General features: G+C 48.1%; 11 protein-coding genes and 1 pseudogene. 4 read left to right on the top strand and 8 right to left on the bottom strand.

What is annotated here, in order from left to right; genetic code table 11:
* Positions 1 to 136: 136 nt before the first annotated feature.
* From NWF31_RS05195 to NWF31_RS05180, 4 genes are all read right to left on the bottom strand, one after another.
* Complete coding sequence (locus NWF31_RS05195) at positions 137 to 3,289, bottom strand: type I restriction endonuclease subunit R (RefSeq protein WP_258359445.1); 3,153 nt, start codon at positions 3,287 to 3,289, stop codon at positions 137 to 139.
* A complete protein-coding gene (locus NWF31_RS05190) occupies positions 3,290 to 4,432 on the bottom strand; it encodes a restriction endonuclease subunit S (RefSeq protein ID WP_422880242.1) in 1,143 nt (380 codons plus the stop codon).
* A 71-nt stretch (positions 4,433 to 4,503) separates the two neighbouring features.
* A complete protein-coding gene (locus NWF31_RS05185) occupies positions 4,504 to 6,060 on the bottom strand; it encodes a class I SAM-dependent DNA methyltransferase (protein ID WP_258359443.1) in 1,557 nt (518 codons plus the stop codon).
* Positions 6,061 to 6,249: 189 nt separating this feature from the next.
* Complete coding sequence (locus tag NWF31_RS05180) at positions 6,250 to 6,468, bottom strand: DUF378 domain-containing protein (protein WP_277998827.1); 219 nt, start codon at positions 6,466 to 6,468, stop codon at positions 6,250 to 6,252.
* A gap of 330 nt (positions 6,469 to 6,798) precedes the next feature.
* Here NWF31_RS05180 and NWF31_RS05175 point away from each other — a divergent pair, with 330 nt between their 5' ends.
* The 4 genes and pseudogenes from NWF31_RS05175 (at position 6,799) to NWF31_RS05160 (ending at position 8,008) form a co-directional block, all read left to right on the top strand.
* On the top strand, positions 6,799 to 7,077 hold the full coding sequence (locus NWF31_RS05175) for a UPF0175 family protein (protein WP_258359442.1): 279 nt from the start codon (positions 6,799 to 6,801) through the stop codon (positions 7,075 to 7,077).
* A 51-nt stretch (positions 7,078 to 7,128) separates the two neighbouring features.
* Positions 7,129 to 7,271: pseudogene (locus tag NWF31_RS05170) on the top strand (IS3 family transposase); the annotation flags it as partial.
* 48 nt (positions 7,272 to 7,319) lie between these two features.
* Positions 7,320 to 7,694 (top strand): hypothetical protein, encoded by a 375-nt coding sequence (locus tag NWF31_RS05165; RefSeq protein WP_258359441.1) that lies wholly within the window; start codon positions 7,320 to 7,322, stop codon positions 7,692 to 7,694.
* Positions 7,695 to 7,735: 41 nt separating this feature from the next.
* Complete coding sequence (locus tag NWF31_RS05160) at positions 7,736 to 8,008, top strand: type II toxin-antitoxin system RelE family toxin (protein WP_258359440.1); 273 nt, start codon at positions 7,736 to 7,738, stop codon at positions 8,006 to 8,008.
* An 892-nt stretch (positions 8,009 to 8,900) separates the two neighbouring features.
* Here NWF31_RS05160 and NWF31_RS05155 read toward each other — a convergent pair.
* From NWF31_RS05155 to NWF31_RS05140, 4 genes are all read right to left on the bottom strand, one after another.
* Complete coding sequence (locus tag NWF31_RS05155) at positions 8,901 to 9,170, bottom strand: SWIM zinc finger family protein (protein ID WP_258359439.1); 270 nt, start codon at positions 9,168 to 9,170, stop codon at positions 8,901 to 8,903.
* 910 nt (positions 9,171 to 10,080) lie between these two features.
* On the bottom strand, positions 10,081 to 10,779 hold the full coding sequence (locus NWF31_RS05150; protein ID WP_258359438.1) for a hypothetical protein: 699 nt from the start codon (positions 10,777 to 10,779) through the stop codon (positions 10,081 to 10,083).
* 41 nt (positions 10,780 to 10,820) lie between these two features.
* Positions 10,821 to 14,009: a DEAD/DEAH box helicase family protein gene (locus NWF31_RS05145; protein ID WP_258359437.1), complete on the bottom strand. Its 3,189-nt coding sequence runs from the start codon at positions 14,007 to 14,009 to the stop codon at positions 10,821 to 10,823.
* Between the two features lie 3 nt (positions 14,010 to 14,012).
* Complete coding sequence (locus tag NWF31_RS05140; protein WP_258359436.1) at positions 14,013 to 17,174, bottom strand: site-specific DNA-methyltransferase; 3,162 nt, start codon at positions 17,172 to 17,174, stop codon at positions 14,013 to 14,015.
* Positions 17,175 to 17,233 lie beyond the last annotated feature (59 nt).

The following is a 17,233-nucleotide window of genomic DNA, read 5'->3' as shown; positions in this document are numbered from 1 at the left end:
GAGAAATACAACCTGCGAACTTAATTGGTCCGTTTTAAACGTTTGTAAGCGAGCTGCTTCGCATTGACGATATGTACTCAACAAAAGGCCGGTACAAAATAGCCGGCCTCAGCACCAAGCAGGACTATTTTCCACCCTAACTTGCCTTGCTGTATATACTGCGACCGGCACCGAAATAGCTATCATATATGTGCTGGTACACCTGATTACACTTCCGCTCGAATATCTCAGGAGTGTAAACGCGCGGCAGTCCCCGGTCAAGATAATCCTGTATTGTGATCAAAACCGCCGCCCTGGTCTGCTGGCGTTTTCGCCAATCGAGGACCAATTTCTCCCTCTTCAGGGTTGCCAGAAGCTCTCGAACTACTTTCTTTACCTGAGCCTTCTCTTTACCGGTGAGTTCCGGTTCGGGTTTGGTGAGGATATCGAACATCGCCAGCTCTTCCTCGGTGAGCTGTTCTGCTATCCCCCGCTTTTCTTCCTCATTGAGTTCCTGTGCAAAGGCCAGCAGCTTTTGATACAGGATATCAATATTATAAGCGCCGCTGTTATATTCATCGATCATCTTCTGGAACCTCTCGGCAAAATCAATCCGGCTCCTGTTCAGGCGTACCAGCAGGTTCAGTTTGGCGCCGATCATTCCTTTTAGCTTCTCGACTTCCGTATGCTTCCGGGATTTATCAAAGTGCCTTCGCAAAGCCTCAAAATCAATCTGGCTCAGGTCTACTCTCGTGCTGTAACCGGCAGGATCTTCGTGGATAATATACCCTTCAGCGGCAATAGACCGGTCAAGCACCTCTTCAATACCGGCCATTACTCCTGAAATATCGGCCGGAGGCGCCAGCGCCCGGATCTTGTCGGCAATACAGGCGAAAAGGTTCTTGTGTTCAGCGAATGCAAACGCCGCCGGGTCCGGCAGGATTGCCCTGTAAAGCTTGCCAACGTCCCCTGCCAGGAACAGGAACTTTTGCTTCGTCTCGTCGTTCACCACCAGGCATTCAACAGCGTCGTCCAGCAGGCGGACGAGTTCGAGATCCCTGGCCCTTAAAAGCCTTCCCACATCTATACCCTTATCAGTACAAAAAGCAGTCGTTTCGGCTATGGCCTTCTTTAACTCTTCCAGTAGCGCCGCCTTATCTTTAACCGGCGTGTCCACTTTCCCGCCTGCTGCGGGGGTGGCATAGATGGCAAGGGCCTTTTGCAGGTCGCGGAATACGCCTATATAGTCGACTATAGTACCGCAAGTCTTATCCTTGAAAACCCGGTTCGCCCGGGCGATGGTCTGCATCAGGGTATGGTTCTTCATAGGTTTGTCTAGATAAATGGTGTTAACGGCCGGCGCGTCAAAACCCGTCAGCCACATGGCACAGACAAAAACGATTCTTAAAGGGTCCCTAGAGTCTTTAAACCTGGTGTCCAGGTCCTCGGTTGCCATGCGCCTGCGGTGCGGCAGGATATTGAGCCCCTTTTGCCGGAATGCTTCGGCTTCATTCTGGCCGGAAGATACAACCACCGCCATGTCGGTTTCCTTCATGTAGTCCAGTTTCTTCCTTATCTCGGCAGCTTCTTCGAGTTCGCATTTGGCAAGCTGTTTCTGCAGTTCATTCATATACTTCTGCCAGTGTTTCCGGACCTTGTCATACATCTTGACGGCAGTAAACCTGTCAATGCTTACCACCATGGCCTTGCCCATCTCGCCGCGGTTCATGAAATGCTTGACGATATCCCCGGCAATGGTTTCCAACCGGTCGTCCCGGGTAATCAGGTGGTACTGCCGGGCAAATTCCCGTTCCAGCTTCTTTTCCGCTTCTTCGCTCAAATCGGCACTGTCGATTATGTCCTGGATGTCATCGTTGAGGTTTTCATTGATAAGCTGGAGTTCCGGGATGCGGTTCTCATAATAAAGGGGAACGGTGGCCCGGTCCTCAACGGACTGGCGGAAGTTATAGATGGATACATAATCGCCGAACACTTCCCTGGTCTTTTCCTCGCCGGCCATCAGCGGGGTCCCGGTAAAGGCGATAAAGGAAGCACTGGGCATGGCAGAGCGCATATTGGCGGCAAGGGTGTCGTACTGGCTGCGGTGGGCTTCGTCCACCAGCACGATGATGTCGTCCCGGTCGGTTATCTTGGGATACTTACCCTCGCCTTCGCTCTGAAACTTCTGGATGAGGGTGAACACCATGCGGTGATCCTCTGCCAGCAGCTCTTTTAAGTGCCGGCAGCTTTCCGCCTGGACCTTTTTCTCGATCACGGCCCCGGCTGAGGCAAAGTTCTTGTAAATCTGGTCGTCCAGTTCCGCCCGGTCGGTGACGATGACAAAGGTCCAGTTGCCGGGCAATCTGCGCAATACCTTCTGGCAGAAGAAGATCATGGAATACGACTTTCCGGAACCCTGGGTATGCCAGAACACTCCCAGGCGGCCTTTATTCTCCTGTATCTTTTTCACCGCTTCAATGGCGTTGTTGACGCCGAGGTACTGGTGATTCTTGGCTATCAATTTAACTAAGGAGCCGCCGGCGTCGCTGAACAGGGTGAAGTTCTCCACGATATCCAGGAGTTTATCCCTGGCACAGGTGCCGCGGATGATGGTTTCCAGGGAGACGATTCCTTCCTCGCCCTCGCTGTTGATCTTCTTCCATTCGGCGAAGTGCTCCCAGGCAGCGCTCATGCTGCCGATGCGGCTCTGGCTGCCGTTGGAGAGGATGATGAAGCCGTTATACCAGAAGACCTGGGGTATGGTCCCTTTGTAGTCACGCAAGTTCCTATTGTAAGCATCTTCCAACCTGCGGTGGGTGGCCTTAAGCTCGATAAAGACGAGAGGGATGCCGTTGACAAAGCCGACAAGGTCGGCGCGGCGCTTGTAGATTTCGCCGGATATCCAGAGCTGGGAGGCGAGGAGGAAATGGTTGTTTACGGGTTCTTTCCAGTTGATGACCCTCACTACCTCGTCCGTCTCCTCGCCCTCACCGTTCTTATATGTAACCCTGACCCCTTCTTTCAGGAGCTTGTAAACTTCCCGGTTGGCCTGGACGGGATTCAGGCTGCTGCGGTCCTTGACGATTTCCTCGATGGCCAGACTGATGGCCTCGCTGTCCGCATCCGGGTTGAGCTTTTCCAGGGCGGCGCGGAGATACCGGGTGAGGACCACCTCGGCAGTGGTCTCCCGGCCGAGGGTCCCCGCTACTCCCAGGGTTTCGTGAAAGCAGTTGACGGTATCCCAGCCCAGCTCCCGGAACAGGACGATGGCCGGCTGTTCAACCAGCGCATTTTCGCTGTAACGGCTCATTTAATCACCCCCTGCGGCAATGTCCAGGTCCTCCACATCCAGCTCGCCGGAGATAAGTTTCGGCAGCAGCAGGTCGCGGGTACGGCGGAGGATGAGGTTTTTCATCTGTATTTTCTTGATTAGCTCAAATATTGGATAGGTAATTTCATGAAATGCAAAAACCAATTCCTTTGAAGGATACACAACCTTTAGTCCTTCAAATTTAGACTTGTTCAGATTGATCATCGTAGCGCCGTTTGCTCCAAATTGATTAATGGTATTTTTCAACCCTTTTAAGGTAAAGTACAAAAACTCTCGATCCGCTAGGTTATTTGGTATAATTGAGTTGATTTGTTGGTTAGTTTGTGATTGGAAGCATGTAATTGAAACAACCCCTGCAGTTCCAATACAACTAACACATAAACTATTAGGTGGAAGTGTTTTAGCTTTTTGTGACGCAGCGCCACGTTCAGATAGCATTTCAGATGTAAGAATACAGAACACATTACCATGCATATCTGGTGTCTTAATAAAAGGCATATAATCACCATAATACTCGGGAATTGCCTTGCTTGGTGTCTTTCCCGTTACTACATTCCCAAAATTGCTAAGCCTTCTAACCTCCCACCCCTCGGGTATCGGCCCGAGCTCCGAATCCACCATCCTGACCTTCTCATGGCCCGGGAACCTGAACTTCACAAACCATTCCCGGTAAATGAGCCGCGCCATTTCCTCCAGGATTTTGATGCGGCGAGTGTTGTTTTCAATCAGGTCGTCGTAGGCGGAGAGGATGGCGGCGATTTTCCGTTGTAGTTGTAAAGGTGGTAGCTTAACCTTATACTTATTGAGATCAGCTATTACAATCTGAGGTTGGGCTGCTCCTGTATTAAGCGAACGAAGAGAAGTACTAAGTAGTCTATAATAAAGATACTTCTTAAGAACATTAGAATCCTTTATAGTAAGCACGATACATAAGTTCGTGATATATGCCTTTGGAGGTGACATTTTGATATCACCACAACCCCCAACACCACGAGCTATGACTACGATTTCAGGATCTTCATATAAGTACTCTTTATGACTACCTACAATTCCATAACCTGAAAAGACAGGATATCCATTCTCAACAAGGTCCTGTTTCTTAGGCATCTTGCCATACTTCATATTGCATATATCTGCTAGCGTGACTGTGCGCCAAGACTGTACGTTCTTATATGCCATTCTCAGCCCTCATTTCATATGTTTAACAACTGCACCATATTCTCCCTTATCTTCTCCTCCAGCTCTGCTGCCTCGGCATTGAGCTGCTCCAGCTCCTCATGCAGCTCCTGCAGCTTTTCGAAGAAGTCGTAGTCTTCTTCGTCCTTCTGGGCCACCCCTACATACCGGCCCGGGTTGAGGCTCCAACCCTGGGCCTCGATTTCGTTTATGGTCGCCACCTTGCACAGGCCGGGGATATCTATATACTTACCTTCGGGAAAATGCTCATTCATCATTCCCTCAGAACCGTTCATGGTTTCTACCGGCTGGCCGCGATACAGGCGCACGATGTTGGCGAGGAATTCAATCTGCTCCGGTGTGAACTCCCGGTGGGCCCGGTCCACCTGGCGGTAGATGTTCCGCGCGTCGATGAACAGCACTTTATCTCCCCGTTCAGTCTGCCGCTTGCCTTTGTCGAAGAACCAGAGGGTGCAGGGCAGGGTAACGGTGTAGAAGAAGTTCGGCCCTACGGCGATCATTACATCCACAACCCTGTCCTGGATGAGCTTCTTTCTTATTTCCAGTTCCGAGCCCCGGGCGTCGCTGGCGGAGTTGGCCATGACGAAGCCGGCCCGCCCCTTATCATTCAGGGCGCTGTAAAACTCCTGGATCCAGATGTAGTTGGCGTTATCGACGGTGGGCAGGCCGAAGGGATACCTGGGATCGTCTTTAATCTTCTCCTTATCCACCCCGTCAACGTTGAACGGCGGATTGGCCATCACAAAGTCAAAGCGGCCGATGCAGTCATGCATATTTTCGTAGTAGGTGTTGGCCTGCCGGATGTCGCCCGAGAGACCGTGAACCGCCAGGTTCATTTTGCAGAGCCGGACCGTCTCGGCCACCTTCTCCTGGCCGTAGATGGATATCTCGCTGTTCGGGTTTTTCTTGTGGTTCTGGACAAACCTGGCAGACTGGACGAACATGCCGCCCGACCCACAGGCCGGGTCCAGGATACGGCCGCTGTACGGCTCGATTACCTCTACAATGAGCTTGACGAGCGAGGTGGGAGTATAAAACTCGCCGCCGCGCTGCCCTTCAGAACGGGCAAACTCGCCGAGGAAGTACTCATATACATTGCCGAATACGTCCCCTTCGACGTCCATGGGAATTTCGGAGAATATCTTGAGCAGTGCTATCAGCGTATCGTTGTCCAGCCGGGTATAGGTTTTGGGCAGGACGTCTTTAAGGTCTTCGTTCTCCGCTTCTATGGCTTTCATGGCCTCGTTGACGGCCTTGCCAATATTCTCACCCTCCGGAAGTTGCAGGAGATAGTTGTAACTGGCATGTTCGGGCAGGTACAAGACACCCCTGGCCTGATAATCGGCCTTGCCGATGGTGCGCCTGGAACCCGCCGCCCGTGCTCTTTCAGCCAGTTCCTTTGCCGCCATACTGAATCTCTGGTCGGCAAACCTCAAAAAGATAAGGCCCAGGACAGGCACAGAGTACTCCGAAGCTTTCAGCTTTGAGTTGGCTCGCAACTGGTCGGCGGCATTCCAGAGCCGCTTCTCTATCTCGTTATTAATCGACGGCATTGATAACACCCCAGGACATCATCGGTTTTTACTAACGCAAATTACATGATTATTTCAGGAATTCGCCAGGAATTGCACGAATCCTTCTATAGGCTCAAATTACTACCTGTAATAGCCAGCCTTTAGTTTTTAACCAAAAAATAACCTCCAGGATACCTGGAGGCCTGTCTATAATTTTTCCTTCTCCATTTATGATCTGTTGGCGTTCTCAGTACGTGGCCTGACGAATAAGCTTATGGTCCAAATGCCAGCAAGACCTACCAATGTGTATATGATCCGGCTAAGAATTGAGGTGGCACCACCAAAAATTGCCGCCACGAGATCAAATTTTAAAACGCCTACCAGGAGCCAGTTAAGAGCACCGATAATAACTAGTGCAAGTGCCACTTTGTCAGTTCCAGAAAACAACTTAAACACCTCCTGGAGATAATACTCTCCAGGGTTGGTGATATTTATACATTACAAGTAAAATTACGATATCCAAATTGCTGGCTTAAGCAGTCTTTCTGCTCGGCTGATGTTTATGGCTGCCGCGATCATCGTTATCATTATACTGCATTTTTCCATTTCTTTCCTCGTCTATTGACTTCCTGCCTGCCACAAAGCAAGCCTTACAAGCTGTTACAGATTTTTTCAAGGTGACAATATCACAGATGGATTATAATAAACATAAAATTGAGGACGTGTATCTCTTATGGTATGATTTTACTAAAGTTGGTATTACCGGGAGGCGATAAAATGCCGGACCAAACTATAAGGATTGATCGCGAGCTGCCAAAAAAACTGTTCATTAAAGATCGGGCATCGGCTCAACGGGTAAAAATGGAGGCCTTGAAGAGACTGGCGGCAACTTTTTACGCAGATGGGAGTTTATCCCTGGGCAAGGCGGCGGAACTGGCCAACGTTTCCAAACAGGAATTCCTCGATTTCTTGGCCGCACATAACATTCCTCTCAACTATGATCTCGACGAGCTAGAGGAAGACTTGGCGACCGTTAAGGAGTTTTTTGCAAAATGAAAGTGGTCTTTAACTCGACACCACTTATTGCTTTAGCCTGGATTAAGCAGTTTTAAAACCCGGGCAGAAGCCAAAATGGAAATTTTTGAGTACATCAAGGTTTTTTACAACCGTCTCAGGTTACATTCAGCCCCTGGGTATGAGACATGGAAAAATTCGAGAAAAACTATGAGAACCGGATAAAAGTGGCTTAAGTTGGTCCTATTAACCGGGGGAAGTCCACGTAATAGGGGTGATCCTTAATGAACTTGCAAAAAGAAGATCTTCACCGCCTGGTTGACATGCTTCCGGAGCAAAACGTAGCAAGAGCCAAAAGGTACCTGGAAATGCTTGTAAATATCGTACAACCGGAAAGCGCAGCCATGTCGCGGCCGTATAACAAACCCTTTTATATCGATCCCACCTGTCCTAAATGTGGCACTCCTCTTGTGCTGGTGGATCTTTTAGATGACCCCTATAAACCCTTGGAAAACGTCTGGCATGACGAATTCATTTGCCCCGTATGTCGCGACTACATTTACCTGGATTGGCCGAAAAGCGAGAGAGCAGCCTTGAATGAGGAGCAAGAGGAAGGCGGCGTTAGCTGGGATGAACTCAAGCGAGAACTCGACCTATAAAGTTCAGCTATTAGCCCAGCCTCGCAGCTATCTTAAACGCGTTGATAAGGCCACCCAAACGCATTGCGACTGCAATTGAGGAAATATCAGCGAACCCTATAAGCAGGCCAAATATCAAGCCGTTACGGGGCTTTAGCCAAAAGTACAGGTACCGCATTGGTGACATGCGGATTATTTACAACGTAAAAATCGAAGAACGACTGATAATTATTGAGGCCATAGGGCCACGTGGAGATATTTATAAAAATAAATCATTGTTTGTATCGTTCCAGCGGGATTATCTCCCGGCAACCCTGCTCCCGGAAGAAGGCTAGGATGCAATTCATATTCTTCGCAAAACGGCGGCGGTAGAACTGGAGCAGCTGTTCCAATGTAGGAAGATGCAGTGGATAAGCTAATAAACCTATTGAGTGGTATCGGCAAAGTAGTTTCGTTGTCAATTTTTGTCAAGTCGTTATAATAAAAAAATACCAAGGTTTTCCTGCCCGGAAACCCTTGGTATCACTAGTTTCCTGGAGCTGATGGAGGGATTCGAACCCTCGACCTGCGCATTACGAGTGTTTAATTATTGGTTTTTAGCCATTTTGACGTACCCAAGATTATGATAATAAATCCAAAAAATCCTTGCAACTGCTGGATTTTTATCTGCTTGATTCTGTTTAAGATTATATTCTCTGGTTAATTTATAGTATTAACGGGCATCGGTTTGGCAACGGAAATAAAATATTTTACCGCCGCGTGCCGGGGGGTTGTGGCCGTCAGCCACGCCCTCAGGCACGCGGCGGGACCCGGCCGACGGCTGACGGCCGGAAGGCCAGGAAGCGCCCACAGCCAAAAAACGGTGCCATGTTCAGCCACAACAAACGGGCTATGGAAGACTGACCTGCGCCCTCTTCCGGAGCGGCCCGCAGGGCCGCGGAGGGAGTGCGCGCATATTTTTTGCCCCGGAGCCGGCGCGGGGCGGAGCCGTGCCGGAGCTGGGGCCGGGCCTTTAGACCCGGCCGGGCGAAGGCCGGCGACAGCTGCGCGCGGGCGGAGGGGCCTGGGCGCCGCAGGCGCCCATTGAAAAGATGAAGAACACCCCCACCCGACGCCAGGGGGTGGGAGGGTTAGGGTTCTTTTGCGGCAGGCCGATTATCAGGCCTGCCAGACCTGTCGCCCGGCACAAGGGGTGGGAGAGCGCGGCTGACCAAAAAAAGCCGGGGCCTAAGCCCCGGCCGCAGCTTCGCGCCGCCGGAAGGGCTGCACCCGCCCGCCCTCCTGCTGGGAGCCGGCCCGCTCCGCCTCCGCCTGCTCCGCAAGCAGCGCCAGGGCCGCCAGGGCGATGTGGCGGCAGGCGTGCCCGCCGACGAAGCAGTCCCGGCAGGAGCACTGGGAGCCGCCCTCGCTAAGCAGGACAGCGAACTCGGCCACCAGCCGCCCCTCCTCCAGGCGCTGGACGTAGCCCTTGACCACGCCCTCGCCGCGCTGCACCACCTGGAAGCGGTAGGTCCCCCGACATGAGGCCCGCTACCGCACGCCCGACCCGGGCTTCATCAACCTGCGCGATAATCTCCTTCAGCATCATACCAGCCTCCCATTAAGCGTAATCACCGGGACCTGCCCGGCTGCCGCGGGCAGACCGCCGGCCCGTCCGAGGGCAAGGGCGGCGAAGCCGGCGCCGGCCGGAGGGTTGGGACGGTGCGGAGGGAGGCCGGTGCGAACCCTTGCCCGAGGCCGCAGGGCCGGCGGTACAATGGGAGGGCCGGGAGGGAATCTAGTTTCGGGAGGAGCGGGCTGGGCGCCGTCAGGCGCCCAGAGCGAAAATTAGAGCCCTACAGGATAGCAATCCGCCAATGGGCGAAATGTAGTCTTATGCGCGCCCTCTCCCGGAGCCCGGACCTTCAATTTTATATTTACATTTTGGGGTGGTCCAACCGTGGCATATTCTAATAACAGTCACGCCAACATAGACCGGGCGCAGGAAAGGGGCGTCGATCTTCGGCCCCGGCTGGCACAGGGCGAAGCCGTGCCGGAGAAGCGTTAGGGCGAAGGCCGGCGGAGCCTTGCGGGGCGGGGGCCTGGGCGCCGCAGGCGCCCGCTGGTAAAAGTAACTTCATCCGCCCATCTACAACGTAAGGTAACAACGTAAGGTAAACATAGAGCCCTACCGCACGCCCTCTGCCGAAGCGGCATGTAAGGCTGCGAAGGGAGCGGACATGCATTTCCTTCACGGGGCCGGTGGAGAAGAATTCTGTATGTAAGAAATAGTTTTATGCAAGTATAAAGCCGGACTACTGTACGAAAAAACTCTGTATAGTTTTATGGCCCTGACGATAGGATCGCCTCTTTGTAAAAAAGTACTTTTATACGGTCCTGGAGGGCAACCCGGTAATACCTTAATCTTTTAGTTACTAACCTGACTAATTCCAGATAACTGGATCAGGCTATCGTATAGTTCTGCCCTCCCCTTATTAAATTCCTGCCAAAGATGACTAATTTCTTCGTTTGCTTTACATTCTTCCCACCTGCGTAAAATCCATTCAGGGCATTCATTGCTGCTAATACTGAGGTAAGGTAAAATCTTATCGTCACTCCATCCAATGAAACGTGCACATATGTACCTGGTTGCTATTCCGTCATTAACGGGGTCAATCTTCTCAGTATAGTTACCCTGCCTCACGAGGTTGGAAATAAGAAGATCGATCCTCATCGCTTGATTAATCAATTCTTTCTGTAGTGTAATCACATGCTCCAATAATATGAAACATTTATTTTTAGTAAAAGCATGAGAAACCCCTTGCACCTGAATTTCCTGAACTAAATTCTTTATATCATCCAAAGTAGGTACTAAAGACTTTGTGTTGCCCCCAAAGATCATCATCTGCTCTAGAGCTTCGCCAGCTCGGTCACAAATCTTAGCAAGCTGCCTACCATATTCTCTGGCCTTCTGCTTGGCGTCTGCCATGTTCTGTAACTTCCAAAGGATAAGCCCTACAATTAAACCGGTAACAATTGCTGAAATAAGACCTGCATAAAGTGAAGACCAAAAGTTAACTAAAAAAATATTGTACTCTTCACTTCCAGGGGTAGGTATTCCCAGCAAAGCAATTCCCCTCACCCTGCATAACGAACAAGCGCCGTTAACTACTTAGTAGCGTGATTTAACAAATTATCATTTACAGCGAAAAGCGCGCCCAAGTAATCAACATTACCAGATTCATCAAAAAACAGAATATGCCTCTCAGCAAACTCTTTACGTGTCCAATTTTCACCATAGTACATTCGTAAAACTTCATAAGGAGTAGCAGATATTATAAAAGAATCGAGTTCCACATCTTTTAACCCGTTCTTTTCACCCCATTCCTGTGAGAGTTCCCGCAGGCGTTCATGTAATCTAATTTTATCGTTGGTCCAGTAGGCCTTTTCGTGGATCATGCCATGTGGTTCAATGAATACGATACGCTGGGAGCTGCCTTCTTTAATCCAAAGAATAAAATCCGGGAAAAAACCTTCGTTCTCGAAGAAGCCTATACCCTTACCACGACTCAAGTTACGGAGAAGAAATATTTCCTTTGTCGCCAGCTTGCCACCCGCCTCCCGCAGAACATATTTACGCAAATCATCTACAAACCGCCGCTCACTTTCCTTTAATCCCGGAGGTACGGTTTTAATCCTGTCGTCACGTTCAATAAGTAACGGCTGGTAAAGATGTCTATCGAAATAAATATTGGGTAATTCTTCGGTATCTTTTTCATAAATACGCTGACCCTCATCAATAAGCTTTTTCACGGCAGCAATAAGCTGCCTTTCTTTCCGGGATATCTTTACGGTATAGTCCTGGAAGTTTGGATGGCATTCGTCAAGAAAATCATAAATCATATTTTGTGTTTCCCAGCGTTCCTGGTAAACTCGATAATACTTTTCTATATATTTTCGGAGGATGGAAAGCACTGCCTCTTGTAATAAAAGTATCTGCTCAAAAGACTTAGGTTTAACCACCGTTTCATTTGCGAGAAGCTTGTAAAGACGAGGCTCATTAAATTCAATCAACTGCCTGGGTGTCTCTGGGCGTAGAATAAGATTTGAGAAACCTTTTTGCTCCTTAAATTTCATTAACTCGAGATAAACAGCCTGCCAATCTACTAAGTTCAAGCTTGCAGAGGGGATCACCTGTTCCTGGCCGGCGCGTATAGATATGGTGGCTATTCCGTCCTCAAGGCTGCGAATAGCCTCTACCTTAAGGGACATATCGACTGTAACCTTAACGGCAGGATCAGGAGCCAGGAGTAGCCAGCATTCTTCTCTAAAACTTTTTCCTTCCGGTAACTTTGGCATCAATAACTCTTTGTTCAGGAAGTTCCGGTTGGGCCGTATAGCTAACGGTAATTCAATATGCCCCTCAGTTTCCACACCCTCCCGCTCAAGGTACTCGCGGAACTGGGCCATATAATTAGCCCGTACGGCAAAAATGTTTAACGTCTCCAGTAACCTGAGGTGTTGGGGATGCTCACCGTCCAATGCTGAGCTGCGCTTAAGGCTGAAATCTCGGCCTCGCAGTCGCACTCCCCGGCCGAAAAGCTGGATAATTTGCGATCCTTCACTACGACCAATGTTAAGGAGACCCATATTAGATACACGCCAGCTATTCCAGCCTTCTATGAACTTTTTTGCACCAATAAGGATATTTATAGTTGTATCCGGCCGGTTAATAGTGGCAAACAGCGACTCTGAGATTACATCTTCTTCCACGGTAATACCACTATTGTCCTTGTTTACGAGTTTTTTAAATTCGCTGGTTTCGCCAATATAAATTAATCCAAAATATTCCCCCGCGCCACTTACCTTTAGGCCTAACTCACCTTCCTGGCCCCGGAGGTCACAGATGTGAAGCCCACCGCTGGCCTGGGCATGGAAGACAGTGGCTAGCATGTCCTGATAAATAGCTTGTGGCTCGGTGTTCACACTACGCAGGTAAGCAAACCGGTCAGCAAATAGATCTTTCCCTTCTTTATTAACCAAACCACTATTACCCTGGATGAGCTCACCGATAGTGTTTACTGCCCAATCCTCTTTATTAATAAGAAATCGGTGCAGAAAGCGCGCTACCGTAAGTACGTCTGACCGCTTTTTTTTGTTTTCCGTATAAACACCATTTACACTACTACAAACAAAAACCCAGAGTGGCTTTTCCAAGTTGTATGGCCGCAGGTCTTCGGACTGCTCCGCAAAGCAGCGTTGCTGTTCATAGAAGCTTAGCAGGTTGCCCAGCAGCAAAATGTCGGTATCATTCCCAGTTACTTCTTCGCCAAGGTTTATAATATGGAAATCCTTACCATAGCCATCACCGTAAAAATAGCGATAGGAGTAGTCGAAAATAATAGCTTTGCCATATTCGGCTGTCAACTCGTCATCACGGGTGGCTGTGAGAGCCTGACCGAAGGTGGCACTGTACTCAAAGGTAAAACCTGTCTGACCCAGTTCATCACGAACTTTGCGCCAAGCCTCGCCACCAGTACCTTTGTGGCCCTCATCTACGAAGATAAGTTTATTTCCCTGGAAACTTTCTACCGGTACTCTTACCCCGCCGCCCTTTTTTTCTTCTACCAACTTGGTTATCTCGATCACTTTAACTATATTGTGACCCTGCTGGGAAAAGCCATTACCTTGATAACTAACGCGTTCATAAGGTATATTGGAAGCATCCATCTCTGCCATATGTTGTTCAGTGAGCCCTTCATTTGGTGTAATTAAAATAATATTATCTAATGGCTTGCGGTTATAGTGCAGAAACTGGTAGTAGTTAAAATGCATAATTAATGTTTTGCCGCTGCCGGTGGCCATCCAAAAGGCAACTTTATTTAAGTCTTCCTCAGTAAAAAGGGGGTCAGGCTGCTCTCCCGGGGCTTTAGCATTATTGCGGGCCACAACAAAGGCGTTTAACTGGCTTAGTAATTCAACTGGATGATTGAAACGCCAGTCCAGAAATATTTCAGTATACAACAAGGCTAGATATTGAAAATATCTTAACGTAACCGGTTTAATCCGGCCTTGATTAATAGTGGCAAGATGCTTACGTATGTTTTCGTCGTACATTTCCAGTTTTTCTACAGGAATACGCAGCTTGTCACCACGGCCTACCAGATGATGATAAATAAAACTCCGACCTTCCGGATCGAAACCTTCTCCGGTATCCTTCAAATCGGTTAACATCTCTTTATTGCTTTTATATCCAAAAAGACTGTTAAGCCAGGCTAGTAGGACCAGGCGTTCTTCTAATTTAACATAGGTGGAACCATTATTTGATGACTGTGTACTACGGTTTCTACGGGGCAAACGTCATACACCTCCAAACATCCGGCTTTTGAATAGAGGATCTAGAGACCGGGCTCCCGGGATAAAGCTGTCGCCGTTGACAAAAATCTCATCTGCACCATCTGTGAGCTTTAGGCCGACCACGAAATCTTTATCCCGTTCATAATCCTCTTTGCTCCATCCTTCTATATCCCTCCAGATGATGGCTACTTGTTTATGGTTAACAAAGCCACGATAGACCAGGTAACGGCGGTTGCCGTCCTGGTATACTTGCCGGCTAGAAACATGTATCCCTATTAAGTAATTAAACGTCTCAGGAAGATCTACAGGTTTTATTTTTGTCTCCTGGCCGTCAATAAGGGTAAGCTTATAGTTAAATGGACTGGCTAGTTTTTCTATATTTAGGAATGTCTCGCTATCCTTGGTCTCCCAATCAAGCATGTATTTCAGCAGGTAGTCGTCAAAATCCCAGACTTGCTGCTCAACCGATGACTTAAAAGAAATATTGTTCAAGCTATCCTCATAGGATTCTAAGCGGATATACTTGATAATCTTCGGGCTTCGGTCAGCTTCCTCGTCGGTTGCCATACGCTCTGGTTTGCCATTTTTCCATTCAGGGGTGAAGATAACCTTCTTAATTCGCGGTAAAAGCACCGTATCGAAATACTCACCCATTTCAACTAAGATGAATTTGCGTTCTCCTTCATCTTCGCGGTTAAGTTGTATTACCGCCTGACCCGTTGTTCCAGAACCCGCGAAGTAATCCAGTATAATATCATTGTCGTTAGCCAGGACCCTAATTATATCTTCAACAGTACTTATTGACTTCGGATAATTGAAGCTTTGATTGACACCCAGAATATCTTTTAGCAAAACTGTGCCCAGAGCGGCACTATATTTAGAATCTTTCCAGACAGATTTTGGTTTTAAACCCGGCTTTTCATCTAGCCTGTCCTTAACTTTTACTACATACCCATTAGGCCCATTAGAAACAAAAACATCTTCTTTCCTTTGCCGAAATGTTTCCAGTGACCACCGCCATACTCTCTTTATACCATTTGAGTCAATTGGTAATAGGAAATGAAATCCTTTCTTTTCATACATGGCTTTTAGCTGATCTAAATATTTATCGTCGAATATCCCTTTACTATCATCATAGATCATTTTATACTCTTGGTCAGAAATTGTGGATAAACTTAAATCACTAGACCGGACTAGTAGTGGATAATACATTTTAGGCCGTGCTTCACGAGTAGAGTTTGACCCGCTTCTTCTAAATTCACGGGTTCGGTAACTACCTTTTTCATCTTCGTGTTTGAATGTCTCTATATCATCTTCATTAAGGGGCAAAAAGTTAGTTTGAGTGTGCTGGAGATCAAGGCCATAGATATACATATACTCGTGAGCAGTAGCAATATATTTATCATCATGTCTTCCGCCAGGATTATGGAGAACTACCACGGTCCCCAGACGATTATTAAAGCCGAATATCTGATCTAACTCCACTCTAAGATAGCCACCCTCATAATCATCTATAGCGACTGCTATACATCCTGAGGGCATCAGGAATACTTTGGATCTCTCGAGCCTATTAGATAATAAACTTAGCCAGGACGAGTGTTCGTAATCGTTTTTATAAAGAATTTTAGTGCTTGCAGTATTATATGGCGGATCAATATAGATACACTTTACTTTTCCCCGGTACTTTTCCATGAGCAAGTTCAAGGCCTGGAAGTTTTCGCTATTAACCAACAATCCGTCGATCTGGTCATCGAGGTCCTCAACGCTAGCCAGCAGCCGATCTACGAAGTCTCTATCGAAATACCTGGTATCCAGCACCAATGTGGGATGTGTTTTGAGAAAAGCAACCCGCTTTTCTACTTGTGTGGCGAGATCCGCTGTAAAAAGGTTCCGCTCCTCCTCATCAATATGAAATAATTCTTTCCACTCAGCCCACTGAGCATCATTGGCAGCAATTTCTTCGTAAAACTCTTCCTTTATATTTTCCACCGTAATGCAATACTGGGTTCCGGTTATGAACTTTTTCTTTTCAAAGAGCTTTTTCTGGAAGTTTTCAATCTGGGCCAGGAAGGAGATAATACGAGTGCCAATGGCCCTAATAACCCGAATGGCCTGGAACCATCCTTCTGCCTGTGTTTCACCTGCAGCTTCCAGATCATCCAGGTTTAATACCTCGTTCTTCAAGTAAAAGTCCAGCTCCCGCATTAAAAAGCCTTTAAGGTCTTTGTGAATAAAGAAATCTGAAGTATTGCGACGGGTGTACTGGCGGAGGTGGTGTTCCAGGTATGATATGCTCCGGCCATCGCTTGCCTTGCGTCGTTCGGCCATCAGGGCAGCCAAAACCTCTGCATTATCCTTAAATTGTGCGGGTATTTTTTCCAAAGCCTCGGCGATAATAGTCTCCTGCTGGTGATTTCTGGTTCCATATTTGGTTTTCTCCTGTTCGGTCAACGGCCGGAACTCGAAAGGGATAATGATCTCCGGGGTCTCCGGGTTAAAGCTAGACTCCGCAATTTTAGGGAAGAAAAACCGTTTATCACCTTTGTTATTGTCTTTCTCCACCTGAGCTTCTTGCAGTTTAAAATGTACGGCTATTCCATAAGGCGTCTGGAAACGGTAATCCTTGAAATACTCAGTTGTCTTTACGTAATATTGATCATTATTCGCCCAGTATAAATAGACTTCTTCCCCGTTATAGGGGATAACATACTTATGCTGTTCGGAATAACGCCGTTTTGAGATAAAATCACCATTATCGTAGTAACGACTGAAGAAGTTATAGAGGTGGTTAAAAATCAAGGTTTCCAGAGCATCCCTCTTTTTCGCGCCAGTAGCTTGAGCCTGGAGCTCCAGATATCGACGGCCCAAGGGCGTGTTATGATAAGTCTCGACCAATCTCCCATCATCATCAAGGGCATCGTTACCAAGGACCTCACGTATTTGTTGAGCCACCTGCTGCAATTCTGAGGCGGCCTTAATCTGTTGAGCCAGAAGCCCCCTCTTAAGTTCTGTGGAGACGGCCTCGATAAGATCCTCTTCAATAAACCTCTCAATGGCCTCTCGCTTATAATTCAGAATGCGGTAAATACCGAAGTCTAAATCTACGCAGTCAAACTGAAATAATGTACGCAACAATCCTTTAAGCTTATTAATAGCTTCTTCCATAAGTGAACCTCCTGCTCTAAAATACTTATGAAATGCTTTCTTATAAACTTTACTTTATA

It is taken from the genome of Neomoorella sulfitireducens (genome assembly GCF_024733845.1).
GTDB classification, from domain to species: Bacteria; Bacillota; DSM-521; order Neomoorellales; family Neomoorellaceae; genus Neomoorella; species Neomoorella sulfitireducens.
The sequence above is the reverse complement of the archived record's forward strand: the minus strand, read 5'-3'. Positions and strand labels throughout refer to the sequence as shown.

What these genes read in the sequence shown, in the direction of transcription:
- NWF31_RS05195 (WP_258359445.1), bottom strand. Translation starts at nt 3,289, where the DNA reads ATGAGCCGTTACAGCGAAAATGCGCTGGTTGAACAGCCGGCCATCGTC.
- NWF31_RS05190 (WP_422880242.1), bottom strand. Translation starts at nt 4,432, where the DNA reads ATGAAGTATGGCAAGATGCCTAAGAAACAGGACCTTGTTGAGAATGGA.
- NWF31_RS05185 (WP_258359443.1), bottom strand. Translation starts at nt 6,060, where the DNA reads ATGCCGTCGATTAATAACGAGATAGAGAAGCGGCTCTGGAATGCCGCC.
- NWF31_RS05175 (WP_258359442.1), top strand. Translation starts at nt 6,799, where the DNA reads ATGCCGGACCAAACTATAAGGATTGATCGCGAGCTGCCAAAAAAACTG.
- NWF31_RS05165 (WP_258359441.1), top strand. Translation starts at nt 7,320, where the DNA reads ATGAACTTGCAAAAAGAAGATCTTCACCGCCTGGTTGACATGCTTCCG.
- NWF31_RS05140 (WP_258359436.1), bottom strand. Translation starts at nt 17,174, where the DNA reads ATGGAAGAAGCTATTAATAAGCTTAAAGGATTGTTGCGTACATTATTT.